Consider the following 24,119-nt stretch of genomic DNA (forward strand, 5'->3'; position numbering starts at 1 on the left):
GTGCAGCGGCAATTTAGCCGTTGATCACGTCCGCGCCCTTCGGCACGGTGAACTTGAACGCGTCAGCAGGCAGCGGCGGATTCTTCTGGATGTTCGAGAACGTCAGCAAGGTCACGTTCCCGAACACATCGTGCAATTCCATCGCTTGCAGATTGCCGTCCTTGAAGCCGATGCCCACGCGCTGGAATTGCGTGTCCTTTGCTTTCGGCGTGAGTTCGAGCCAGTCGATGCCGGCCTTCACGCCCGCATCGCGCAGCGTGAAGTTCTTGTCGAGATCGTTGCTGCCGAACAGGATCGCCGCCGGGCTCGCGCCAAGCGCGCCGCCCAGGCTTCGCACCGTCACCTGGTTCAGGTCTTTGTCGTAGACGTAAAGCTTGTCGCCGTCCGCTTGCAGCAGTTGTGCGTAGGGCTTTTCGTATTGCCAGATGAACTTGCCGGGACGCGCGAACGTGAATGTCCCACTCGACGTGCTGTTCTTGCTGCCGCCCGTGGTGGAGAGCACGCCGCTTGCGCCGCTCCCGCCACTCCCGCCGCTCGCCCCTTGCGCCTTGCCCGGCGCGCGCACTTCCTGCTGGACGAAGGTGCCGCGCGCCGAGTGAACCTGCGAGACGAACGCCTTCAACTGTTCGGTGCCGCTCGCGAACGCCTGCGAAGCGACCAGCACGGATGCGCCGATCGCCACCGTGCCCGCAGTGCGCGCAAGCGCGCGAGCCAAATGCGCAAAGCGGCCGACGCGGCCGGATTGTGCATGCTGCTGTGCGAATAGCTGCATATGTTTTTCTCCCTTGATCTGAATTCGTTGAGCGGCCGCGATGTTGGCGGCGCATCGTCATGAGCGGTGTTGCCGCGCAAGACTGCGGTTTTGCGCGAAGCTTAGGCAGGCAGCCTTAAGCGAGTCTTAGGAGCGAACCTTTGGAAACGAACGTTACAAGCGGTGAACAAGCGGTGAACAAGCGGCGAAGAAAGCGAAAAAGACCGAGCGGTAAAGGCAGCCGACAAAAACCCAACGCCTCACCGCAGCATGCCTTAATCAGCTTCACTTGGCCTCACTCCGCCTCGCGCGCCGGCGCGAGAATCTCGCGATTGCCGTTCGACGACATCGCCGACACCACGCCGGAGTTTTCCATTTGCTCCAGCAGGCGCGCCGCCCGGTTATAGCCGATGCGCAAATGCCGCTGCACCAGCGAGATCGACGCGCGCTTGTTCTTCAGCACGACGTCCACCGCCTGATCGTAAAGCGGGTCCGACTCGCCGTCGCCCGATCCGCTTCCTCCGGCGCCCGCCGAGCCTTCGTCGCCCTCGCCCGTCACGCCGCCTTCGAGAATGCCCTCGATATAGTTCGGCTCGCCCTGCTCCTTGAGCTTGTCGACAACGCGATGCACTTCCTCGTCCGACACAAACGCGCCGTGCACCCGCACCGGCAAGCCGCTGCCGGGCGGCAGATAAAGCATGTCGCCCATGCCGAGCAGCGATTCCGCGCCCTGCTGATCGAGAATCGTGCGCGAGTCGATTTTCGACGACACCTGGAACGCCATGCGCGTCGGCACGTTGGCCTTGATGAGGCCGGTGATCACGTCGACCGACGGACGCTGCGTGGCGAGAATCAGATGGATGCCGGCCGCGCGCGCCTTCTGCGCGATTCGCGCGATCAGTTCCTCGACCTTCTTGCCGACCACCATCATCAGGTCAGCGAGTTCGTCGATCACGACGACGATGTTGGGCAGACGCGTGAGCGGTTCCGGCTCGTCCGGCGTGAGGCTGAACGGGTTCGGCAGCTTCTCGTCACGCTTCGCCGCTTCGTCGATCTTGTTGTTGTAGCCGGCGAGGTTACGCACGCCGAGCTTGCTCATCAGCTTGTAGCGCCGCTCCATTTCGGCGACCGCCCAGTTGAGCGCGTGGCCGGCCTGGCGCATGTCCGTCACGACCGGACACAGCAGATGCGGAATGCCTTCGTAGACGCTCATTTCGAGCATCTTCGGATCGATCAGGATCATGCGGACCTGGTCGGCGCTCGCCTTGTAGAGCAGCGACAAAATCATCGCGTTGATACCGACCGACTTGCCCGAACCGGTCGTACCGGCCACCAGCAAGTGCGGCATTTTCGCGAGGTCCGCGCAAACGGGCTTGCCGCCGATGTCCTTGCCGAGACCCATGGTGAGCGGCGACGCGGCATCCGCATAAACCGCCGAGCCGAGAATCTCGGACAGGCTCACGGTCTGGCGGCGCTGGTTCGGCAACTCGAGCGCCATGAAGTTCTTGCCCGGAATCGTTTCGACCACGCGAATTGACACGAGCGACAGCGAACGCGCGAGGTCTTTCGCCAGATTCACGATCTGGCTGCCCTTCACGCCGGTGGCCGGCTCGATCTCGTAACGCGTGACGACCGGGCCCGGATAGGCGGCGACCACGCTCACTTCAACGCCGAAGTCCTTGAGCTTTTTCTCGATCAGACGCGAAGTGAATTCGAGCGTATCGGCCGAAATGGTTTCCTGCGCGGCGGGCGCGGGATCGAGCAGCGAAATGGGCGGCAACGTGGAATCGCCCGGCAGATCGGTGAAAAGCGGCACCTGCCGTTCCTTCTCGACGCGCTCCGACTTGGCCGGCGTGACGACCGGCGGCACGATCACGACCGGCTCATGTTCCTCGATGCGCACTCGCCCCTTCTCGACCTTGCCCTCGCGCTTGACCGCGGCAGCTTCGCCGAGCTTGCGGTCGCGCCCGGCCTCGCGGCGCAGCTTCGCAAAAGTCACGGCGGAGATAATCGATTCGCCGACTTTCTCCGACACCGACAGCCACGAGAAACGGAAATACAGCGACAAGCCGATGCCCAGCACGATCAGCAGCGCGAGCGTGCCGCCCGTGAAGCCGAGCGCATGCGACACGCCGCGCGCGACCGCCTCGCCGATCACGCCGCCCGGCGCGCGCGGGAGTTGAACCTTGAGCGACCACATGCGCAGCGCCTCGATGCCGTCGCAGGCGAGCAGCACGAGCATGAACGCGAAGGCGTCCGCGAGCCAGGTCGTGTCGCGCGGCGCGTCTTCGTCCGGTTCGTCCTGACGGGTAATGCGCTTGTAGTTCGCGGAAATGTGCCGGCCGAGCAGCACGATCCACCAGTACGCGGAGAGGCCGAACAGCAGCAGCAGAATGTCCGAGGTCCACGCGCCCACGCGGCCCGCCCAGTTGGCGATGTGATCGACCTGCGCGGCGTGCGTCCAGCTCGGATCGCGGCGGCTGTAGCTGACGAGCGCCATCAGCAGGAACACGCCGAGCGCGACCTGCAGAATCCAGCGGATTTCGGTGAAGAGGCGCGACATGCGGTGCGGTAGTGCCTGCGCGCTCGCGGAATAAGGAGCTTTTGCCATTGATCCTGTTGCTTGTGTGGCCGATGCGTGGCCGATGCGTGTTGCCAATTCTATTGCCGGGCCTCGGGTCGAAGCCGTTCGGCGCGGCAGAGAGCCCGGCGCCGTCGACCCGAAAGACCCGAAACTTCGATCCGGCCTATTGTAAACGCAGTGCCCCGCATGAGGCTGTAAATGACGGTAACCTGGCCGATCGGCCACGCGCGCTGATCGCTTAGGCCCCGCGCCGGGCTATCGCCGCGATCGGAAAGCTTCATGGAGCAGGCCGCGGCCCCGCCCTTTATAATGCCCGACTGATACCCATCTACAGTTTCAGCCAAGTCGCGTTGCCCGCATGGGCGGGCAGCGCGCCGTAAAAGGATTCGATCATGCCCGCAACTTCCACGAAACACGCCAAGGTTCTGATTCTCGGTTCCGGCCCTGCCGGCTACACGGCAGCGGTCTACGCGGCGCGCGCCAACCTCGCGCCGGTGCTCGTCACGGGTCTCGCGCAAGGCGGCCAGTTGATGACCACGACCGACGTCGAAAACTGGCCCGCCGACGCCAACGGCGTGCAAGGCCCGGAACTGATGGCGCGCTTCCTGGAGCACGCTGAGCGCTTCAACACCGAAATCATCTTCGACCACATTCACACGGCGAAGCTCGACGAAAAGCCGATCCGCCTGATCGGCGATTCGGGCGAATACACGTGCGATTCGCTGATCATCTCGACGGGCGCGTCGGCGCAATATCTCGGCCTGCCGTCGGAAGAAGCGTTCATGGGCAAGGGCGTGTCGGCCTGCGCAACCTGCGACGGCTTCTTCTACAAGCAGCAGCATGTGGCCGTGGTCGGCGGCGGCAATACCGCGGTCGAAGAAGCGCTCTATCTGTCGGGCATCGCGAAGAAGGTCACGGTGATCCATCGCCGCGACAAGTTCCGCGCCGAGCCGATCCTGATCGACCGCCTGCTCGCGAAAGAGAAGGAAGGCGTGGTCGAGATCAAGTGGAACCATACGCTCGACGAAGTGACGGGCGACCAGTCCGGCGTGACCGGTGTGCGCATCAAGCACACGCAAACCGGCGAGACGACCGACATCGCGCTGCAGGGCCTGTTCGTCGCGATCGGCCACAAGCCGAACACGGACATCTTCGAAGGCCAACTGGAGATGAAGAACGGCTACATCATCACGAAGGGCGGCCTGAACGGCTTTGCCACCGCCACCAGCGTGCCGGGCGTGTTCGCGGCCGGCGACGTGCAGGACCACGTGTACCGTCAGGCAATCACGAGCGCAGGCACCGGCTGTATGGCCGCGCTCGACGCGCAGCGCTATCTGGAAACCATCAACGAGATGGCGGGCGAGCACGCGATGAGCCAGGAAGCCGAGCGTTGATCGGCAGCGCTTTCGTGCGAACGCAACGGTAAAATAGCGGCTGGGCGTTGCCCGGCCGCTCGTTGGATCAAAGGCCGCGGCTCATGAGCCGGCGGCCTTTTTTATTCGAAGCCGCACCAGGATCGCGCGAGGCGCCGCGCGACCGAATCGTTATCCGCGTCTACTACCGCCATGCCGAAGAACCACCCTCATCCGAACGAGCCGAAGCGCGTCCGCGCCCCGGCTGCAACGCCCGCGCGCGAACCGGCTGCGCCCGCCGCGACGCCGAAGATCGAGCCGGCCGCGGGCCTAGCCGGCCTCGGCGCATTGCGCGACACGTTGAAGGTCGACGCGCAAAAGCGCGAGCGCGAACGCGCCGCCGCGACGGCTGCACGGCGCGAAGCCGCGGCGGACGCCGATCTGTTTCGCCGCGAAATCGGCGAAGTCGCGCCGCTCGCCGTGCCGCCGCGCGCATCGTTGCCGCGCAATCCTCCGCCGCCGCTGCCCGTGCAAACCCTGCTCGATGAAGAAGCCGTGCTGCACGAAGCGATCTCCGACGAATTCGATCCCGAGGTGCTGCTCGAAACCGACGAAACGCTCTCCTATTGCCGCCCCGGCGTGAGCCAGGAAGTCGTGCGAAAACTGCGGCGCGGCGACTGGATCGTGCAGGCGCAAATCGATCTGCACGGCATGCGGCGCGAGGAAGCCCGCGAGGCCCTGGCGGAATTCATCCGCGAGTCGGTCAAGCGCGGCTTGCGCTGCCTGCGCGTGATTCACGGCAAAGGCCTGGGATCGATCGGCAAGGAACCGGTGCTCAAGGGCAAAGTGCGCGCGTGGCTCGTGCAGAAGAACGAAGTGATCGCGTTCTGCCAGGCGCGGCCGCACGACGGCGGCGCGGGCGCGGTCGTCGTGCTGCTTCAGCCGGGCGCCGCGCCGGCTCACGCCAGGCCGCTGACGGAGCCGCAGTGATCCATCCGAGACTCACACTCGCGCTCTCCCTCATGGAGGCGCTGGCCATCTTTGCCTACGCGATTTCCGGTTTCATCGAAGCGAGGACGCGCCGCCTCGACGCGGTCGGCACGTTCCTCGTCGCCATCGCCACGGCCTTCGGCGGCGGCACGTTGCGCGACGTGCTGCTCGAGCGCCGGCCGTTCTACTGGGTCGAGCATCAGGGCTATCTGATCGCGATCTTCGTGATGTCGCTGTTCGCGCCGACCTTGCTGAAAATGACCTCGCGCCTGCTGTCCGAGCGCGTGCTGCTGGTCGCCGATGCGATCGGCCTTGGCCTCTTCAGCATCGCGGGGACCTCGATTGCGCACGACGCGCAAATGCCCTGGTTCACGTCCGTGATGATGGGCGTGGCGACGGGCGTGTTCGGCGGCGTGATCCGCGACGTGCTGTGCAACGAGGTGCCCCTGATCCTGCGCGATTCGCGGCCTTACGCGACGTGCGCTTTCGTCGGCTGCTGGCTGTATGTGCTGCTGGACTACGTGAATTTCGACACCGTGTATAGCGTGCTGTTCGCCACGGGGTTCATTCTGCTGGCGCGGCTCGCGACGTTCCGCTTCAACGTGCGCCTGCCGCATTAGCGGTTTCTGGCGCGGCGTCAGCATGGCTCCAATAGGCGGCGGCGTGTCGATTTGCGCCGCGCTCGCTCGTCGTGATCTGAACGGCCTTGGGGGGCCGTAACAACCGTACAACCGTCGAAGGCGATCACGATGAAGCTCAAGCTCTACGCACACCCTTTCTCCTCGTACTGCCAGAAGGCGCTCATCGCGCTGTACGAGAACAGCACGCCGTTCGAATTCCGCCTGCTCGCGCACGACGACCCGCAAATCATGGCCGAATTCGCCGAACTGTGGCCGATCAGGCGATTTCCCGTATTGGTCGACGGCGAGCGCACGGTGACGGAGGCGAGCATCATCATCGAATATCTCGGCCTGTACTATCCGGGGCCGGTGGCGCTCGTGCCCGCCGACGCCCGCGCGGCGCTCGACGTGCGCAGCATGGACCGCTTCTTCGACAACTATATTTCGACGCCGCAACAGAAGATCGTGTTCGACAGCCTGCGTCCTGACGCCGAGCGCGACGCGCGCGGCGTGACGGAAGCGCGCGCGATGCTCGATACGGCCTACGCGTGGCTCGACAAAACAATGGCGGCGCGCGAATGGGCCGCGGGCGACACCTTCAGCCTCGCCGATTGCGCGGCGGCGCCGGCGCTCTTTTACGCCGACTGGAGCCACGCGATCGACCCGGCGTTCGCCCATGTGCGCGCCTATCGCGAGCGCTTGCTGGCGCGTCCGTCTTTCGCTCGCGCAGTCCACGAAGCGCGGCCCTACCGCCCGCTGTTCCCGCTCGGCGCGCCGGATCGGGACTGAGCGGCGACGAGCGTGGAACGAGCGGAGACTGAGCCGGATCAGCGGAGTCGCGCGCCAACCCCTTGCGACAACATTATTCCGAGCCTATACACTTCACGTCGAAACCAATTTCCGCTCATTACACATAAGAAGGCCAAACATGGACCGTTTTGAAGCGATGGAGATCTTTACGCGTGTGGTCGAGGCGAACAGCTTCACGAAAGTATCCGAATCGCTCGACTTGCCGCGCGCGAAAGTGAGCCGCACGATTCAGGCGCTGGAAGAGCATGTCGGCGTGCGCCTCCTGAACCGCTCGACGCGCCAGGTCAGCGTCACCGAAGACGGCGCGCTCTTTTACGATCGCTGCGTGCGCATCCTCGCGGAAGTCGCCGACGCGGAATCGTCGCTGTCGAACAAGCGTGAGAATCCGGTGGGCACGATCCGCGTCGACACGTCGGGCACGCTCGCTCGCGCGCTGCTGCTGCCCGCGCTCGACGACTTCTACCGGCGCTACCCTGAAATCGACGTGCGTCTGGGTCTCGCCGACCGCAACATCGACCTGATTCAGGACGCCGTGGATTGCGTGATCCGCATGGGCACGCCGGAAGAATCGAGCCTCGTCGCAAGGCGCATCGGCCATGCGCGTATCGTCACCTGCGCTTCGCCCGCATATTTGGAGAAGTACGGCACGCCGAGCACGCTCGATCAATTGAGCGAGCACCGCGCGGTCAACTACGTGTCGGCGCGTACGGGCAAGACCTTTCCGTTCGAATACGAAGTCAACGGCGAGACCGTGAAAGTCGCGATGAAAAGCGTGCTCGCGGTCAACGACGGCTCGGTCTACATTCGCGCGGGCGAGCTCGGCCACGGCATCATTCAGCCGTCGCGCTTCATGGTCGCGCATCTGATCGAGCGCGGCGTGCTAAAGGAAATTCTCACTGACTACACGAGCCCCGGCACGCCGCTGTCGATCCTGTACGCGCATCGCCGCAATCTGAGCTCGCGGCTGCGCGCGTTCACCGAATGGGTAACGGAAGTCGTGCGCAATAATCCGGACCTGCGCATTCCGGAAGCCTGACTGGCGCCGCCGGCCCAGGCGAAGAAAAGAAAAGCCCCTTGCGTCGCGAGACGCAAGGGGCTTTCTCAATGAGGCAAGGCCAAGCGATCAGACCAAAAAATCAGGCGATGCGCTCTTCATTCGACGGATCGAACAACACCGCTTTCGACGTATCGAACAGCAGCGTCGTATTCGTCAGCGGCTGCGGATTCGACGCCGGGTGTACGCGGCTCACCACGCGCTTGCCGTTGACCTGCGCGAACACCAAAGTGTCCGGTCCGGTCGGCTCGATCACGTCGACCTTCACTTCGATCTGTTGCAGCTTCGCGTGATCGCCATGCGCGCCGCGAGCATCGGTAATGCGCTCGGGACGCAAGCCGAGAATCACTTCACGGCCCACGTGCGACTTGACCTTCGCCGAGTCGAACGGCAGATTCAGCGCCGTGCGCGCAATGCCCGTATCGAGTTCGAGACCCACGCCCGCGCCCTGCTCGACGAGCTTGCCCTGGATGAAGTTCATCGGCGGTGCGCCGATAAAGCCGGCCACGAACAGGTTCGACGGCGAGTCGTAAATCTCCTGCGGCGCGCCGAACTGCTGGACGATGCCGTCTTTCATCACGGCGATGCGGTCGCCGAGCGTCATCGCTTCGATCTGATCGTGCGTCACGTAGACGATCGTCGTGCCGAGGCGTTGATGCAGCAGCTTGATTTCCGAACGCATCTCGATACGCAGCTTGGCGTCGAGGTTCGACAGCGGTTCGTCGAACAGGAACATCACCGGGTCGCGCGCCAATGCGCGGCCCATTGCCACGCGCTGACGCTGGCCGCCGGACAGTTGACCCGGCTTGCGATCCAGCAGATGCGTGATTTGCAGCGTGTTCGACACGCGGTCGACAATCTGCGTCTGTTCCTGCTTCGGCACCTTGCGGATATTCAGACCGAACGAGATGTTCTCGCGCACCGTCATCGACGGATACAGCGCGTACGACTGGAACACCATCGCGATATCGCGATCTTTCGGCGACAGGTTGTTCACCGTCTTGCCGTCGATCTGGATCTCGCCCTTGGTCACCGTTTCGAGGCCGGCGATCATATTGAGCAGCGTCGATTTACCGCAGCCCGAGCCGCCGACCAGAATCAGGAACTGACCGTCTTCGATGTCGATGTTGACACCCTTCAGAACCGGCACCCCGTTCGGGTAGGTCTTGTACACGTCACGGATGGAAAGGCTTGCCATGCTGTGAATCCTCTAGTCTCTGGTACTGCTTGAAAACGTCTTGTTTATGCGCCGGGACACGCCGCCGCGCTCGGATGGTTTGCGAGGCGTTAGCCCTTCACCGCGCCGGCCGTCAGCCCGCGCACGAAATAGCGTCCGGCGATGATGTAGACGAGCAAGGTCGGCAATGCGGCGATGATCGCGCCGGCCATGTCGACGTTGTATTCCTTCACGCCCGTCGACGTATTCACGAGGTTGTTCAGCGCCACCGTGATCGGCATCGAATCGACGCCGGAGAACACGATACCGAACAGGAAGTCATTCCAGATCTGCGTGAATTGCCAAATCAGACACACCATGAAAATCGGCAGCGACACGGGCAGCAAAATCTTCGTGAAGATCGTGAAGAAACCCGCGCCGTCGATACGCGCAGCCTTCACGAGTTCAGCCGGAATGCTCACGTAGAAGTTGCGGAAGAACATCGTCGTGAACGCGATACCGTAGATCACGTGCACCACCACCAGACCGGTCGTGGTGTTCGACAGGCCGAGAAAGCCTTCGAAGCGCGCCATCGGCAGCAGGATCGCCTGGAACGGAATGAAGCAGCCGACCAGCAGCATCGTGAAGATCGGATCGGCGCCGCGAAAACGCCAGTGCGTGAGCACATAGCCGTTGAACGCGCCGATGATCGACGAGATCAGCACCGCCGGAATCACCATCCGCACCGAGTTCATGAAGAACGGCTGCATGCCGTCGCAACGCACACCCGTACACGCGCCGCTCCATGCCTTGATCCAGGGATCGACGGTCCAGTGCGTAGGCGGCGTCAGCAGATTGCCGGTGCGCAACTGGTCGATGTCCTTGAACGACGTGGACAGCATCACGTACAGCGGAAACAGGAAGTACAGGGCAAACAGGACCAAGGCCGCGTAAATGACGGCACGGCTGATCGTCATCTTAGGCTGCATTGCGGGTGCTCCTCGATTCCAGATACATGAGCGGCACGAGCACGGCCACGACGGTTGCGAGCATCATCATCGACGATGCCGCGCCGACGCCGAGCTGCCCGCGATTGAACGAAAACGTGTACATGAAGATAGCCGGCAGCGACGACGACGTACCCGGACCGCCCGCCGTCAACGCGACGACGAGGTCGAAGGTCTTGATCGTGATGTGGCAAAGAATCAGCAGCACCGAGAAGAACACCGGACGCATGCTCGGAATCACGATCTTGCGATAGATGGTGGGCAGATTCGCGCCGTCCATCTGCGCGGCCTTGAAGATTTCGCCGTCCACGCCGCGCAGGCCCGCAAGAAAGAGCGCCATCACGAAGCCGGTGGATTGCCATACCGCCGCGATCACTACGCAGAAAATCGCCTTGTCCGGGTCGCCGAGCCAGCTAAACGAAAAGCTCGTCCAGCCCCAGTCGTGGAAAACTTTTTCGAGGCCGATGCTCGGCGTCATGATCCATTGCCACGCCGTGCCGGTCACGATGAACGACAGCGCCATCGGATACAGAAACACCGCGCGCAATGCGCCTTCGTTGCGGATCTGCTGATCGAGCAGGATCGCGAGAAAGAGACCCAGGCCGATGCAAATGCCGATGAACGGAATGCCGAACCAGCCGAGGTTCGCAGCCGAGGTCCAGAACACGTCGTTATCGAACAGTTCGCGATAACGGTCCAGACCGACGAAATCATAACGAGGCATCAGTCGCGAATTGGACAGCGACAGATAGCCGGTGATGGCGATAAAGCCATAGACGAAGATCAGGCTGATCACGACGCTGGGTGCGAGCACCAGCTTCGGAATCCAGCGATCGGCAAGGGCCGCCATGGGCGACGTGCGGCGGGCGACGCTAGCCGTTTTCCCGTTTCCGCTGATAGAAGCAGTCACTACTCGACTCCTGCTGAAACTGTCAGGTGAAGCCGCGTGCATGCGAGGCGCAGTGCAAACAGCGCACACCGCATTGCGCGAATTCACGCGATCAACGGCGCGAAGGGCGCGCCCGCTTAATACATTCGACGGACGCGCCCTTCGCTACTTCACTTACTTGGTCTTCGCTGCCTTCGCGAGCGCGGTCACTGCGCTCTTCGAATCCTGCTGCGAGTTCATGAACTTCGTGACGACGTCGGAGATCGCGCCGGCTGCCGCATCCGGCTGAGCCATGCCGTGAGCGAGCGACGGCACATAGCCGCCCGACTTGATCGCCGTTTGTTCATCCGCGTACGACTTCTTCGCGCAGTCGTCGAACTTCGCCATCGAGACGCCCAGACGAACCGGAATCGAGCCCTTGTTCAGGCTGAACTGCTCCTGGAACTCCGGCGTCATGATCGTCTTCGCGAGCGCAAGCTGACCCGGCGTTGCCGCCTTCTGGCCTTTCTGCTGGAAGAACACGAACGAGTCGACGTTGAACGTGTACGACTTTTCGGTGCCCGGCACGGCGGCGCAAACGTAGTCCGCGCCCGACTTCTTGCCGGCGTTGGCGAATTCGCCCTTCGCCCAGTCGCCCATGAACTGCATGCCGGCCTTGCCGTTGATGACCATCGCCGTTGCCAGGTTCCAGTCACGGCCCGTGCGGCCCGCGTCGAAGTAACCCTGGATCTTGCGGACCGTGTCGAACACGCCGACCATCTTGTCCGACGTCAGCGTCTTTTCGTCGAGGTCGACCAGCGCCTTCTTGTAGAAGTCCGCGCCTTGCGACAGCACAACGTCTTCCCACAGCGTCAGGTCTTGCCACGGCTGACCGCCCATCGCGATCGGCTGGATGCCCGCGGCCTTCATCTTGTCGGCCACCGCGAAGAATTCAGGCCACGTGGTCGGCACCTTGCCGCCTGCCTTGTCGAGCGCAGCCTTGTTGATGTACAGCCAGTTCACGCGATGCACCGAGAACGGCGCCGCGACATAGTGGCCGTCCGCGTGCATGATCTTGTCGATTTCCGGCGGCAGGTTCTTCTTCCAGTCGCCCGCGACGGAGTCGATCGGCACCAGCACGCCTTGCGAAGCCCAGTCCTGAATCAGCGGACCCTTGATCTGCGCGGCGCTCGGTGCATTGCCCGAGATCACCTGCGTCTTCAGTGCCGTCATGGCAGCCGCGCCCGCGCCACCCGCAACCGCAAAGTCCTTCCACGTGTAACCCTGCTTCGTCATGTCGTCCTTGAGGACGCCGACGGCTTTCGATTCGCCGCCCGAAGTCCACCAGTGCAACACTTCGACCGACTCGGCAGCCTGCACGGCCGAGACGCCACACATCAGACCCGCGGCGCACAGAGCGCCCATGATCGCGCGAAATTTCATTGCTTATCTCCTCCAGACACCTGAACAAAAAACAAATGGCCCCTGATGTCGCCAGGGTGCTGTGGTTGGTTCAAACAGGCAAAACACTGGGCGATCGAGCACGGTCGGGCGCATGCGTTAAGGCATGTGCCGGCGGACCGATGTCCGGCCGCTGGAAGCTCAAGAGATGAGTGATTCGGGATGCAACTGACTGTCTCCTCTTTTGATTTTTGCCCGCCCGCGTCGCGCGGCAGACTCGAGGCTGGCCCATGCCGGCAATGCAATGTCCGTTTGCAATGTCCGTTAACATGCAGGGGACGTTGGCCGATTCGCGAAACGTGCAACTGACATGCAGCGCACGCTTTTTTCATCGAATTAGCGCTACCTCTTGATTTGGATTGTAGTTAAACTACAATTCAGTGTCAAAAAATATTTTATCGGACTACGGTCGCCTGTTCGCGAGGAGCGAGCGGTTGGCGCGGCGGCCCCAGGACATCGACGGAGACTCATGCAAACCGATTCAAGTTTCACCTTCGTTCTCTTCGGCGGAACCGGCGATCTGTCGATGCGCAAGATTCTCCCCGCACTGTTTGAAGCACACCGTGCGGGCGGCATGCTGGCCGACAGCGGCAAGATCGTCGCAGTGGCGCGCCACGCAGCGGATCGCGGCGAATATCTTCAGTGGGTCAACGAGCACGTCAAGCCGCATGTATCGAAGAACGGTGTCGACGAAACGGCATGGGCGAGTTTTCTCGAACGCATCGAGTTCGTGAAGATCGACCTGGGCAATCCCGAAGACTTCACGTTGCTGCGCGATGCGGTGAAGGACTTGCCCGGCATCCGCGTGTTTTACCTGGCCACCGGTCCGTCGCTCTTCGTGCCGATCTGCCGCGCGCTCGCGTCGGTGGGGCTCAATGAAAACGCGCGCATCGTGCTCGAAAAGCCGCTCGGCTACGACCTCAAGTCGTCGAATGCGATCAACGACGCGGTCGGCGAAATCTTCGCGGAAGAACAGATCTACCGTATCGACCACTACCTCGGCAAAGAGCCCGTGCAGAACCTGCTCGCGCTGCGCTTTGGCAATGCTTTGTTCGAGCCGCTGTGGCGCCGCGAGTGGGTCGAGAGCATCCAGATCACGATCGCGGAAGAACTCGGTGTCGAAGCGCGCGGCGATTTCTACGACAATACCGGCGCGCTTCGCGACATGGTGCAGAACCATTTGCTGCAACTGCTTTCGATCGTCGCGATGGAGCCGCCGCATTCGATGGACTCCGACTCGGTGCGCGACGAAAAGCTGCGCGTGCTGCGCGCGCTCAAGCCCATCAATCAGCTCGACATCGGCAAGGTTGCGGTGCGCGGCCAGTATCATTCGGGCGTGATTCGCGGCAACGCCGTGCCCGCCTACGCGACCGAACCCGGCGTGAAGCAGAACAGCACGACCGAAACCTTCGTCGCGCTGAAGGTCGAGATAGAAAACTGGCGCTGGGCGGGCGTGCCGTTTTTCCTGCGCACCGGCAAACGGCTTGCCGATCGCGTCGCGGAAATCGTCGTGAATTTCCGCTCGGTGCCGCATTCGGCATTGGGCGCATCGGCGTTGCGCGCGGGCGCGAATCGTCTGGTGATCCGCTTGCAGCCGAACGAGACCATCCGTCTTTACTGTCTCGCGAAGCAGCCGGGCGAAGGCATGAACCTCGCCAGCGTTCACCTCGATCTCGCGTTCGACCAGTTCTTCCGCGAAGGGCAGATGGAAGCGTATCAACGTCTTCTGCTCGACGTGATCAACGGGCGTCTCGCCCTCTTCGTGCGGCGCGACGAACAGGAAGCCGCGTGGCGCTGGGTCGAACCGATTCTGAACGAATGGAAGGCTTCGAACAAACCGCCGAAGCCGTATGCGTCGGGCACATGGGGTCCTGCCGCGGCGAGCGCGATGCTCGCGCAGCACGGCACCTGCTGGCTCGAAGAAGAGAATTGATTCGCGGCGGCTGGTCGCCGCGCTAACAAAAAAGCAGCACGGAGGAGAAGTGATCGAGCTTCACGCTTTCGACGATCAACGCGCGCAATCCGACGCGTTGGCGAAGGCAGTCGGCGACGCGCTACATGCATCGCTGGCCGCCCAGGCGGCAACGTCGGACGCCGGTATTGCCGGCGCGTCCACGGCCGGTACGTCCACCACGACATCTGCGGCCCGCCCGGCGCTGCTCGCCGTTTCGGGCGGCAGCAGTCCGCGCCCGTTCCTGCAGACGTTATCCACGCAAAGTTTCGACTGGGCGCGCATCGCCGTGACCCTCGTCGACGACCGCTGGGTGCCCGAGACGGACAGCGCGAGCAACGCGCAGCTCGCGCACGCGACGCTGCTGCAAAGCGCCGCGCAGAACGCGACCTTCTGGCCGCTCGCCGACACGTCGCAGGACCTGCATTCGCACGTCGCCGCGCTGAACGCCGACGCGCGTTTTGCCAATGCGCCCGACGTCGCGATTCTCGGCATGGGCGAAGACGGCCACACCGCGTCGATCTTCGCCGACGCACCCGAGTGGGATCACGCGATCACCACGCGCGAGCGCTTCGTCGCCGTGCATCCCGGCAGCGCGCCGCATGCGCGCGTGAGCTGGTCGCTTTCCGCGTTGAAGGAAGTGAAGCACCTGTTTTTGCTGATCGCAGGACCGCGCAAGATGGACGTGCTGAACGCCGCCGCCTCTTCGCTACAAAAAAATGCCATCTCGCAGTTGGCGAACGACAAGGGAGTGAGACTCGATGTCTACTGGTGTGCAAACTAAGGCTGCTCCGGGCGCGGGCCAGCACGCCGATGGACCGAGGCTTCTCGCCGACATCGGCGGCACGAACGCGCGCTTCGCGCTCGAAACCGGGCCGGGCGAAATCGGCTCGGTGCAGGTCTATCCGTGCGCGGAGTATCCCGGTGTTGCCGAGGTCATCAAGAAGTATCTGAAGGACATGAAGATCGGCCGCGTGAATCATGCGGCCATTGCGATTGCGAACCCGGTCGACGGCGATCAGGTCAGCATGACGAATCACGACTGGACCTTCTCGATCGAAGCCACGCGCCGCGCGCTCGGCTTCGACACGCTGCTGGTCGTGAACGACTTCACCGCGCTGGCGATGGCCTTGCCGGGCCTCACCGACGCGCAGCGCGTGCAGGTCGGCGGCGGCACGCGCCGCCCGAATAGCGTGATCGGCCTGCTCGGTCCGGGCACCGGCATGGGCGTGTCCGGCCTGATTCCCGCCGACGACCGCTGGATCGCGCTCGGCAGCGAAGGCGGCCACGCGACCTTCGCGCCCGCCGACGAGCGCGAGGACATCGTGCTGCACTATGCGCGCAAGAAGTGGTCGCATGTGTCGTTCGAGCGCGTGGCCGCGGGCCCCGGCATGGAAGTGATTTATCGTGCGCTCGCGGGCCGCGACAAGAAGCGCGTGGCGGCCAACGTCGACACGCGCGAGATCGTCAAGCGCGCGCTCGAAGGCGAGCCGCTCGCCGCCGAATCCGCCGATGTGTTCTGCGGCATTCTCGGCACCTTCGCGGGCAATATCGCGGTGACGCTGGGCGCGCTCGGCGGCATTTACATCGGCGGCGGCGTGGTGCCGCGGCTCGGCGATTTCTTCGCGCGCTCGTCGTTTCGCAAGCGCTTCGAGGCGAAGGGCCGCTTCGAGGCGTACTTGCAGAACGTGCCGACGTATGTGATCACCGCGGAATATCCGGCCTTTCTCGGCGTGTCCGCGATTCTCGCCGAGCAGTTGTCGAATCGCGCGGGCGGCAGTTCGTCGGCGGTATTCGAGCGGATTCGCCAGATGCGCGACGCGTTGACGCCGGCCGAGCGCCGCGTCGCCGATCTCGCGTTGAACCACCCGCGCTCGATCATCAACGATCCGATCGTCGACATCGCGCGCAAGGCCGACGTGAGTCAGCCGACCGTGATCCGCTTCTGCCGTTCGCTCGGCTGCCAGGGACTGTCGGATTTCAAGCTGAAGCTCGCCACCGGTTTGACCGGCACGATTCCGGTGAGCCATAGCCAGGTGCATCTCGGCGATACCGCGACCGACTTCGGCGCGAAGGTGCTCGACAACACCGTGTCGGCGATTCTGCAATTGCGCGAGCATCTGAACTTCGAGCAGGTGGAACGCGCAATCGATCTGTTGAACGGCGCGCGTCGTATCGAGTTCTATGGCCTCGGCAATTCGAACATCGTCGCGCAGGACGCGCACTACAAGTTCTTCCGCTTCGGCATTCCGACCATTGCTTACGGCGATCTGTACATGCAGGCGGCTTCCGCTGCGTTGCTCGGCAAGGGCGACGTGATCGTCGCGGTGTCGAAGTCGGGCCGCGCGCCCGAGTTGCTGCGCGTGCTCGATGTCGCGATGCAGGCCGGCGCGAAAGTGATCGCGATCACGTCGAGCAACACGCCGTTGGCCAAGCGCGCTACCGTCGCGCTCGAAACCGATCACATCGAGATTCGCGAGTCGCAGCTTTCGATGATCTCGCGCATCCTGCATCTGGTGATGATCGATATTCTCGCGGTCGGCGTGGCGATTCGTCGCGCGGTGCCGAGCGCGGACGTTGCGGAAACGGTGGCGAAAGCGCGTCAAGGCGCGGACGACGACGCAACCGCCGTACTCGACTGGCTCAGTCACGGCGCGGCTTCATCGGCGCGCGATTGACGTTTGCAGATTGAGGCTTGCATGAAGGCCACGCTACGGCGTGGCCTTCATGCTTTCTGCTGAAGCATTGCCCGTGCGAGCCTGCGCTTCAATCGCGCGGCTCGCACAACAAGCGATAATAGAAACTCCATCGCTCATGGCACAGCACACCGATGATCATCCGTCCGCATCTCCATTGGTTCCGCATGCTGCTTGCGTGGCGCGGCTCGGTGCTTCCGCAGTTGCTTCCCCGGCTCTTCCTCATTTTCGCGATCTCGATTGTTGCGGTCGCGGCGCACGATCATCTGCTGCCCATCTCGCTGAACCTCAACACGACTGCGCCGTTCTCGCTCGTCGGCATCGCTCTCGCGGTGTTTCTCGGCTTTCGCAACAACGCCAGTTATGACCGCTGGTGGGAAGCGCGCAAGCTCTGGGGTCAACTGCTGAACGACGCGCGTTCGCTCATTCGTCAGGCGCTGACCTTGCGAACGACGCCGTTGCCCAAAGAAGACGCGGCCGAATTTTGCGCGGCATTGGGCGCGTTGCCGCATGCGCTGCGGCATCAGCTTCGCAAAAGCGATCCGCGCGAAGACCTCGCCGCGCGCCTGCCGCCTGCGCTGTTCGAACGCGTGATGGCGTCGCGCTACCAACCGGCGACATTGATGCTGGTTCTCGGCGAATGGGTGCAGCGCCAGGCGCAAAAAGGCTCAATCGATCCGATGGCCGTACTCGCGTTCGACCGGAATCTGAATGGCTTGTCGGATGTGATCGGCGGATGCGAGCGCATTGCCTCCACGCCGCTGCCGTTTGCCTACTCGGTGATGATTCACCGCACGGTCTACTTCTTCTGCGCGTCGCTGCCGTTCGGACTCGTCGACAGCATCGGCATTTTTACGCCGGTGTTCGCGGTGTTCGTCGCGTACACGTTCATGGCGCACGAAGCGATCGCGTCGCAAATCGAAGAGCCGTTCGGCACCGACGACAACGACCTCGCGCTGCACACCATGTCGCTCACCATTGAAGACGCGCTGCGCGATCTGCGCGGCGAACCCGCGGTCGCGCTGCCCGATCTGCAAGCCGACAGCTACGCGTTGACCTGAAGCTCTCGTCTCGATGAGGCGGCGTCTGCGCGCGCAGAAGCCTAGTCGTTGCCGACCGTTTCCGACAAGCGCTTGAGCGTCGCCACACGCGCACCGATGATGTCGATGCGGCCCCGCTCGTCGACCAAAGGCGTGCTTGCGTTCAGATAAGCGGTCCACGCCTTTTGTGCGCGCGTCAGCGTGGAACGCGAACGCGCCGGCATTTTCGCTTGCAGACGACGGTAGTAGCGGTTCATGTCGAACATCGCGTGTTCGCAGCGCGCGTCGGCGGCACAGGCGCGCACACGGCCGCTCCGCGAACGACCGGCCTTAGGTTGCCCACCTGAGCTCGCATCTGCCGCCGCGCTGCGCAGCACGAGCGCGCGGTCGCGCACCGGCTGCAATTGCATATCGGCGGCGGCAAGCACATACATCGTGCCGCGCGTGGTGGCGAACACCGCCGCGAGCAGTTGCGTGTCGGCATCGCGCCAGGCCTGCCAGCTCGCCTGACTCTTCTGCCACTGCTTGCGGCGCGTCTGCGGCGACTCGCCCTGCAACTGCTGCCATGCGTTATCCAACGCGCTCTTCCAGCCGATGCGCGCCGTCTCCATGCACTGCACCTGCCCGGCCGTCGACGACATATCGCTGCGCGCAAGACAGGTGCGCATGGCCGCGTCAATCGGATCGGCGGCCGCGACTTCGGCGCGCGCCGCGAGCGGCGCGGCGCCAAGCAGCAGCGCACAGATGACAGCCCGCGCGAGCAACGTCGATCGCATCGTCAGACGCGCACGCAATCGACGAAATATTCGATGCGCCCGTTGATCATTTCGCCGACGAGTCCGTGGATGTCCGTGTGGAAACCCGGGAACCGCTCGTTGAATTCGCGCGCGAAGCGCAGATAGTTGACGATGGTCTTATTGAAGCGCTCGCCCGGAATCAGCAGCGGAATGCCCGGCGGATACGGCGTCAACAGAATGGACGTCACGCGCCCTTCGAGTTCGTCGATAGGCACGCGGTCGATCTCGCGATGCGCGAGCTTCGCGAATGCGTCGGACGGCTTCATCGCCGGTTCCATGCTCGACAGGTACATCTCGGTGGTCAGGCGCGCAATGTCGTTCGCACGGTAGACGCTGTGAATCTGCTGACACAAATCGCGCAAACCGACACGCTCATACGTCGGATGCAACGCGACGAAGTCCGGCAGCACGCGCCACAACGGCTGGTTGTTGTCGTAGTCGTCCTTGAACTGCTGAAGCTCGGTCACCATCGAGTTCCAGCGGCCCTTCGTGATGCCGATCGTGAACATGATGAAGAACGAGTACAAGCCGGTCTTCTCGACGATAATGCCGTGCTCGGCCAGATACTTCGTGACGATCGCGGCCGGAATGCCGGTCTCGCCGAAATCGCCGTTCATGTCGAGACCCGGCGTGACGATGGTCGCCTTGATCGGGTCCAGCATGTTGAAGCCTTCGGCGAGCGGGCCGAAGCCGTGCCACGAATCGTCGGGGCGCAGCATCCAGTCCTCGCGCGAGCCGATGCCCTCTTCCGCGAACTGGTCGGGACCCCACACCTTGAAGAACCAGTCGTCGCCGTATTCGGCGTCGACCTTGCTCATCGCGCGGCGGAAGTCGAGCGCCTCGGCAATCGACTCTTCGACCAAAGCGGTGCCGCCTGGCGCTTCCATCATCGCCGCGGCCACGTCGCACGACGCGATGATGGCGTACTGCGGGCTCGTCGACGTATGCATCAGATACGCTTCATTGAAGCGATGCTTGTCGAAGCGGCTGTTCTTCGAATCCTGCACGACGATTTGCGAAGCCTGCGAAATGCCGGCGAGCAGCTTGTGCGTGGAGTGCGTCGCGTAGATCATCGCGCCGATACGCGGACGGCCCGCGCCGATCGCATGCATGTCCTGATAGAACTCGTGGAACTCGGCGTGCGGCAGCCAGGCTTCGTCGAAATGCAGCGTGTCGAGCCATTCGCCCAACATCTCCTTGATCATCTCGACGTTGTAGATCACGCCGTCGTACGTGCTTTGCGTGATGGTGAGAATGCGCGGCTTCAGGTTCGGATTATTCGCAAGCGCTTCGCGCGCGAACGGATTCGCCGCGATCTTCTTGCGGATGTTTTCCGGCTCGAATTCGCTGCGCGGAATCGGACCGATGATGCCGAAGTTGTTGCGCGTCGGCGTGAGGAACACCGGAATCGCGCCGGTCATCGTGATCGCGTGCAGGATCGACTTGTGGCAGTTGCGGTCCACCAGCACGATGTCGCCCGGCGCGACCGTGCCGTGCCAGACGATCTTGTTCGATGTCGACGTGCCGTTGGTCACGAAGAACACGTGATCCGCGCTGAAAATGCGCGCGGCGTTGCGCTCGGAAGCCGCAACGGGGCCCGTGTGATCTAGCAATTGACCGAGTTCGTCGACCGCATTGCAGACGTCGGCGCGCAGCATGTTCTCGCCGAAGAACTGATGGAACATCTGCCCAAGCGGGCTCTTCAGAAACGCGACGCCGCCCGAATGGCCCGGACAGTGCCACGAGTACGAGCCTTCTTCCGCGTAGTGCACCAGTTCCTTGAAGAACGGCGGCGCGAGCGAATCGAGGTACACCTTGGCTTCGCGGATGATGTGGCGCGCGACGAACTCCGGCGTGTCCTCGAACATGTGGATGAAGCCATGCAGTTCGCGCAGGATGTCGTTCGGCAAATGGCGCGACGTGCGCGTCTCGCCGTACAGGAAAATCGGAATGTCCGCGTTGCGGCGGCGCACTTCGGTCACGAACGCGCGCAGTGCGACGATGGCCGCCGCGAGTTCCGGCGTCTCGCCTTCGACCACGACGTTTTCGACGTACGGCAGCAGCTCGTCGTCGTCGATGGAAAGGATGAAGCACGACGCGCGGCTCGACTGCTGCGCGAACGAAGTCAGATCGCCGTAGCTCGTCAACCCGAGCACTTCCGCGCCTTCTTTCTCGATTGCTTCGGCCAAAGCCCGGATGCCGGAACCCGAGATGTTCTCGGAGCGGAAATCTTCGTCGATGATGACGACGGGAAAACGGAACTTCATGGGCGATTCTCCAAAAAGAACGACCGCTGCATTCGATAAATTGCAGCGGTCACCCTGTGTACCTGGTGGGTCGATGCGCTGCCGGCGTCAGGTCTTCGGCAACGTGACGCCGTGCTGACCTTGATATTTGCCGCCGCGATCCGCGTACGACGTTTCACAAATCTCGTCGCTTTCGAAAAACAGCACTTGGGCGACGCCTTCGTTCGCGTAGATTTTCGCAGGCAAAGGTGTCGTATTCGAGAATTCGAGCGTGACGTGGCCTTCCCATTCCGGCTCGAACGGCGTCACGTTCACGATGATCCCGCAGCGCGCGTAAGTGGACTTGCCGAGGCACACGGTCAGCACCGAGCGCGGAATGCGGAAATACTCGACCGTGCGCGCGAGCGCGAACGAATTCGGCGGAATGATGCAGACGTCGCCCTTGAAGTCCACGAACGATTTCTCGTCGAAATTCTTCGGATCGACAATGGTCGAGTTGATGTTCGTGAAGATCTTGAATTCGTCGGCGCAGCGAATGTCGTAGCCGTAGCTCGAGGTGCCGTAGCTGACAATCTTCCGGCCGTCTTCGGAGACGCGAACCTGATCGGGCACGAACGGCTCGATCATTTTGTGCGACTCGGCCATGCGCCGGATCCACTTGTCGGATTTGATGGTCATAGGTGAACGCTGCTCGACGTGAATAACAGAGGTGTGACGGATAACCGCCCGGTGCGCGCCGGGCGCCTCGCGGCCGGTTTCGCGCATTGCCGTGACGGCGGGAAGGCTGCTAGCGCGCCGGACGAAGCCGCCCGCGAGTCCTGTTGACGATAACGCCAGCCGGACGCCGCGACGAAAGGCGCTTATTTTACGCGATCACGAAGATGCTGCCGCGGATGCGGGCCACGAATGCGGACCACGAAGGCGCCGCGAATGGACAAGCGCGCGGCAACTGCCGACAAGCGCGCGGCCCGTCATGCGATCGTTCATTGCCGGATCGCGCCGCACGCGAGCGCCGGACCGGCGCCATGCTGCGGATACGCGTAAGGATCGGTGGGATCGCGATGCAGCAGAACCGCGCGTTGCAGGACCGAACGGATACCGTCGAGCGAAACGTCCGGCGCGACGATGAAGCCGGTTGCCACGCCGTTCGCATCCGCATGAATGTTGCCGAGATCGCCTTCCACGCGCGCGCCTGCTTTCAGACGTTCGGCGGCCGGCGAAAATATCTGGCCGGCGCTCGAGCCGTCGGTCGCATTGCAGTCGCCGCGCTCGTGGACTTGCAGCGCGTGATCGCTATTGGGCGGCAAGCCCGAGAGGTTGTAGGTCACCTGCACGCCGTCCGAGCGCTCGATGAACGTCACGAGGCCGCGCGCCTGATTGCCCACGGTGGGCAGCAACTGCGCGTCGGCGCGCTTTTCCTGTGGTCTCAGGAACGCGCTGCAGCCGCATAACAGCACACTGCAGGCAGTCAGGACGATGAACGCATGCACCGCCTGCCCGTCGATTCGTTTTCCCATGCGATCCTCTTGCCGGCCTGGTGGCCGCCCCTGCGGCCGCCGAGCCGAACTTGTGAAGTCGACATGATACCGCGAGAGAAGGCGCAAATAGAGCGTTGCGCCCGCCGCCGCTCGGGCGCGTCAGGTGTTCTGGACCACGATGTTCGGAAACTTCGAGGTCATGTCGCGCGCCCGTTCCGCGATGTGCACTGCCATCTTCCGCGCAATCGTGCGATAGATGTCCGCGATGCGTCCCTGCGGATCGGCCACGACCGTCGGCCGGCCGGAGTCGGTCTGCTCGCGGATCGCAATGTCGAGCGGCAGGCTGCCGAGCACGTCGACGCCGTATTCCTTGCCCATGCGCTCGCCGCCTCCGGCGCCGAAGATATGTTCTTCGTGGCCGCAATTCGAGCAGATATGCATGGCCATGTTCTCGACGATGCCGAGAATCGGAATGCCCACTTTTTCGAACATTTTCAGGCCCTTGCGCGCGTCGAGCAGCGCGATGTCCTGCGGCGTCGTGACGATCACGGCGCCGGTCACGGGCACGCGTTGCGAGAGCGTCAACTGGATGTCGCCGGTGCCCGGCGGCATGTCGACGATCAGATAGTCGAGATCGCGCCAATTGGTCTGCCGCAGCAACTGTTCGAGCGCGGAGGTGGCCATCGGGCCGCGCCAGACCATCGGATTGTCCTGTTCGATCAGGAAGCCGATGGAGTTGGCCTGCAGACCGTGACCCGTCATCGGATTCATGGTCTTTTCGTCCGGCGATTCCGGGCGCCCCTCGATGCCGAGCATCAACGGCAGCGACGGCCCGTAGATGTCCGCGTCGAGTATGCCCACCGACGCGCCTTCGCTTGCCAGCGCGAGCGCCAGGTTGACCGCGGTCGTGCTCTTGCCGACACCGCCCTTGCCCGACGCCACCGCCACGATGTTTTTAACGTTCGGCAAGAGTTTCACGCCGCGCTGCACCGTATGCGCGGCAATTTCCTGCGATACCTCGACGCGCGTCCCGGCCACGCCCGGCACGGCCTTGAGCGCGTCGTCGAACTGCTTGCGGATCGCGTCGAATTGGCGCATGGCCGGATAGCCGAGTACCACCGCGACGCTAACCGTGTCACCCTCCACGGTTACGTTTTTGATGTTCCTGGCAGCGGCATACGGCCGGCCGGTGTTAGGGTCAGCGACGGCTGCGAGCGCAGCGTCGACCAAAGCCCGATCGATACTCATTGACACTCCG

At 63.1% G+C, this 24,119-nt stretch carries 20 protein-coding genes; 9 read left to right on the forward strand and 11 right to left on the reverse strand.

Going from position 1 to position 24,119, the window contains the following annotated elements; translation table 11 throughout:
* Positions 1 to 13: 13 nt before the first annotated feature.
* Positions 14 to 772 (reverse strand): outer membrane lipoprotein chaperone LolA, encoded by a 759-nt coding sequence (gene lolA / locus C8K18_RS08125; protein WP_006048499.1) that lies wholly within the window; start codon positions 770 to 772, stop codon positions 14 to 16.
* 274 nt (positions 773 to 1,046) lie between these two features.
* The gene (locus C8K18_RS08130; RefSeq protein ID WP_029971885.1) at positions 1,047 to 3,362 is read right to left on the reverse strand and encodes a DNA translocase FtsK; all 2,316 of its coding nucleotides are present in this window, start codon (positions 3,360 to 3,362) and stop codon (positions 1,047 to 1,049) included.
* Positions 3,363 to 3,727: 365 nt separating this feature from the next.
* Here C8K18_RS08130 and trxB point away from each other — a divergent pair, with 365 nt between their 5' ends.
* The 5 genes from trxB to C8K18_RS08155 all read left to right on the forward strand — a co-directional run bounded on the left by trxB (position 3,728) and on the right by C8K18_RS08155 (position 8,143).
* Positions 3,728 to 4,729: a thioredoxin-disulfide reductase gene (gene trxB / locus C8K18_RS08135; RefSeq protein WP_006048502.1), complete on the forward strand. Its 1,002-nt coding sequence runs from the start codon at positions 3,728 to 3,730 to the stop codon at positions 4,727 to 4,729.
* 171 nt (positions 4,730 to 4,900) lie between these two features.
* A complete protein-coding gene (locus tag C8K18_RS08140; RefSeq protein WP_107707194.1) occupies positions 4,901 to 5,677 on the forward strand; it encodes a Smr/MutS family protein in 777 nt (258 codons plus the stop codon).
* Entirely contained in the window at positions 5,677 to 6,297 is a 621-nt protein-coding gene (locus C8K18_RS08145; RefSeq protein WP_029971883.1) for a trimeric intracellular cation channel family protein, read from the forward strand. Before C8K18_RS08140 ends, C8K18_RS08145 begins: the two co-directional genes overlap by 1 nt.
* 129 nt (positions 6,298 to 6,426) lie before the next feature.
* Positions 6,427 to 7,086, forward strand: a complete 660-nt coding sequence (locus C8K18_RS08150; RefSeq protein WP_107707195.1) for a glutathione S-transferase family protein — start codon at positions 6,427 to 6,429, stop codon at positions 7,084 to 7,086.
* A 139-nt stretch (positions 7,087 to 7,225) separates the two neighbouring features.
* Positions 7,226 to 8,143, forward strand: a complete 918-nt coding sequence (locus C8K18_RS08155; RefSeq protein WP_029971881.1) for a LysR family transcriptional regulator — start codon at positions 7,226 to 7,228, stop codon at positions 8,141 to 8,143.
* 100 nt (positions 8,144 to 8,243) lie between these two features.
* Here the strand turns inward: C8K18_RS08155 and C8K18_RS08160 are convergent, their stop codons facing one another.
* The 4 genes from C8K18_RS08160 to C8K18_RS08175 all read right to left on the reverse strand — a co-directional run bounded on the left by C8K18_RS08160 (position 8,244) and on the right by C8K18_RS08175 (position 12,635).
* Entirely contained in the window at positions 8,244 to 9,359 is a 1,116-nt protein-coding gene (locus tag C8K18_RS08160; RefSeq protein WP_006048507.1) for an ABC transporter ATP-binding protein, read from the reverse strand.
* An 89-nt stretch (positions 9,360 to 9,448) separates the two neighbouring features.
* Entirely contained in the window at positions 9,449 to 10,306 is an 858-nt protein-coding gene (locus C8K18_RS08165; RefSeq protein WP_006048508.1) for a carbohydrate ABC transporter permease, read from the reverse strand.
* Positions 10,296 to 11,234, reverse strand: coding sequence for a carbohydrate ABC transporter permease (locus C8K18_RS08170; RefSeq protein ID WP_006048509.1), 939 nt, complete (start codon positions 11,232 to 11,234; stop codon positions 10,296 to 10,298). Before C8K18_RS08170 ends, C8K18_RS08165 begins: the two co-directional genes overlap by 11 nt.
* A gap of 153 nt (positions 11,235 to 11,387) precedes the next feature.
* Positions 11,388 to 12,635, reverse strand: coding sequence for an ABC transporter substrate-binding protein (locus C8K18_RS08175; protein WP_006048510.1), 1,248 nt, complete (start codon positions 12,633 to 12,635; stop codon positions 11,388 to 11,390).
* 487 nt (positions 12,636 to 13,122) lie between these two features.
* On the opposite strand from C8K18_RS08175, the gene zwf reads away from it, so the two are divergent.
* The 4 genes from zwf (at position 13,123) to C8K18_RS08195 (ending at position 18,361) form a co-directional block, all read left to right on the forward strand.
* Positions 13,123 to 14,586 carry a glucose-6-phosphate dehydrogenase gene (gene zwf / locus C8K18_RS08180; protein WP_006048511.1) on the forward strand — a complete coding sequence of 488 codons (1,464 nt, stop codon included), beginning with the start codon at positions 13,123 to 13,125 and terminating at the stop codon, positions 14,584 to 14,586.
* Between the two features lie 49 nt (positions 14,587 to 14,635).
* Positions 14,636 to 15,388, forward strand: a complete 753-nt coding sequence (gene pgl / locus C8K18_RS08185; RefSeq protein WP_006048512.1) for a 6-phosphogluconolactonase — start codon at positions 14,636 to 14,638, stop codon at positions 15,386 to 15,388.
* On the forward strand, positions 15,366 to 17,282 hold the full coding sequence (locus C8K18_RS08190) for a bifunctional transcriptional regulator/glucokinase (protein ID WP_006048513.1): 1,917 nt from the start codon (positions 15,366 to 15,368) through the stop codon (positions 17,280 to 17,282). Before pgl ends, C8K18_RS08190 begins: the two co-directional genes overlap by 23 nt.
* 152 nt (positions 17,283 to 17,434) lie before the next feature.
* The gene (locus C8K18_RS08195; protein ID WP_029971138.1) at positions 17,435 to 18,361 is read left to right on the forward strand and encodes a bestrophin family protein; all 927 of its coding nucleotides are present in this window, start codon (positions 17,435 to 17,437) and stop codon (positions 18,359 to 18,361) included.
* 41 nt (positions 18,362 to 18,402) lie between these two features.
* On the opposite strand, the gene C8K18_RS08200 is transcribed toward C8K18_RS08195, so the two are convergent.
* The 5 genes from C8K18_RS08200 to apbC all read right to left on the reverse strand — a co-directional run bounded on the left by C8K18_RS08200 (position 18,403) and on the right by apbC (position 24,109).
* Complete coding sequence (locus tag C8K18_RS08200) at positions 18,403 to 19,116, reverse strand: lysozyme inhibitor LprI family protein (protein WP_107707358.1); 714 nt, start codon at positions 19,114 to 19,116, stop codon at positions 18,403 to 18,405.
* Between the two features lie 2 nt (positions 19,117 to 19,118).
* A complete protein-coding gene (locus C8K18_RS08205) occupies positions 19,119 to 21,404 on the reverse strand; it encodes an arginine/lysine/ornithine decarboxylase (protein WP_006048516.1) in 2,286 nt (761 codons plus the stop codon).
* A gap of 87 nt (positions 21,405 to 21,491) precedes the next feature.
* Positions 21,492 to 22,061, reverse strand: coding sequence for a dCTP deaminase (gene dcd, locus C8K18_RS08210; protein WP_006048517.1), 570 nt, complete (start codon positions 22,059 to 22,061; stop codon positions 21,492 to 21,494).
* 305 nt (positions 22,062 to 22,366) lie between these two features.
* Positions 22,367 to 22,900, reverse strand: coding sequence for a superoxide dismutase family protein (locus C8K18_RS08215; RefSeq protein WP_006048518.1), 534 nt, complete (start codon positions 22,898 to 22,900; stop codon positions 22,367 to 22,369).
* Between the two features lie 120 nt (positions 22,901 to 23,020).
* The gene (apbC, locus tag C8K18_RS08220; RefSeq protein ID WP_053857684.1) at positions 23,021 to 24,109 is read right to left on the reverse strand and encodes an iron-sulfur cluster carrier protein ApbC; all 1,089 of its coding nucleotides are present in this window, start codon (positions 24,107 to 24,109) and stop codon (positions 23,021 to 23,023) included.
* Between the last annotated feature and the right edge of the window lie 10 nt (positions 24,110 to 24,119).

This window comes from Paraburkholderia sp. GV068 (genome assembly GCF_003058125.1).
Lineage (GTDB): Bacteria > Pseudomonadota > Gammaproteobacteria > Burkholderiales > Burkholderiaceae > Paraburkholderia > Paraburkholderia graminis.

Coding starts and splice junctions, on each gene's coding strand:
- lolA (WP_006048499.1), bottom strand. CDS start 772: ATGCAGCTATTCGCACAGCAGCATGCACAATCCGGCCGCGTCGGCCGC.
- C8K18_RS08130 (WP_029971885.1), bottom strand. CDS start 3,362: ATGGCAAAAGCTCCTTATTCCGCGAGCGCGCAGGCACTACCGCACCGC.
- trxB (WP_006048502.1), top strand. CDS start 3,728: ATGCCCGCAACTTCCACGAAACACGCCAAGGTTCTGATTCTCGGTTCC.
- C8K18_RS08140 (WP_107707194.1), top strand. CDS start 4,901: ATGCCGAAGAACCACCCTCATCCGAACGAGCCGAAGCGCGTCCGCGCC.
- C8K18_RS08150 (WP_107707195.1), top strand. CDS start 6,427: ATGAAGCTCAAGCTCTACGCACACCCTTTCTCCTCGTACTGCCAGAAG.
- C8K18_RS08155 (WP_029971881.1), top strand. CDS start 7,226: ATGGACCGTTTTGAAGCGATGGAGATCTTTACGCGTGTGGTCGAGGCG.
- C8K18_RS08160 (WP_006048507.1), bottom strand. CDS start 9,359: ATGGCAAGCCTTTCCATCCGTGACGTGTACAAGACCTACCCGAACGGG.
- C8K18_RS08165 (WP_006048508.1), bottom strand. CDS start 10,306: ATGCAGCCTAAGATGACGATCAGCCGTGCCGTCATTTACGCGGCCTTG.
- C8K18_RS08175 (WP_006048510.1), bottom strand. CDS start 12,635: ATGAAATTTCGCGCGATCATGGGCGCTCTGTGCGCCGCGGGTCTGATG.
- zwf (WP_006048511.1), top strand. CDS start 13,123: ATGCAAACCGATTCAAGTTTCACCTTCGTTCTCTTCGGCGGAACCGGC.
- C8K18_RS08190 (WP_006048513.1), top strand. CDS start 15,366: ATGTCTACTGGTGTGCAAACTAAGGCTGCTCCGGGCGCGGGCCAGCAC.
- C8K18_RS08195 (WP_029971138.1), top strand. CDS start 17,435: ATGATCATCCGTCCGCATCTCCATTGGTTCCGCATGCTGCTTGCGTGG.
- C8K18_RS08200 (WP_107707358.1), bottom strand. CDS start 19,116: ATGCGATCGACGTTGCTCGCGCGGGCTGTCATCTGTGCGCTGCTGCTT.
- C8K18_RS08205 (WP_006048516.1), bottom strand. CDS start 21,404: ATGAAGTTCCGTTTTCCCGTCGTCATCATCGACGAAGATTTCCGCTCC.
- dcd (WP_006048517.1), bottom strand. CDS start 22,061: ATGACCATCAAATCCGACAAGTGGATCCGGCGCATGGCCGAGTCGCAC.
- C8K18_RS08215 (WP_006048518.1), bottom strand. CDS start 22,900: ATGGGAAAACGAATCGACGGGCAGGCGGTGCATGCGTTCATCGTCCTG.
- apbC (WP_053857684.1), bottom strand. CDS start 24,109: ATGAGTATCGATCGGGCTTTGGTCGACGCTGCGCTCGCAGCCGTCGCT.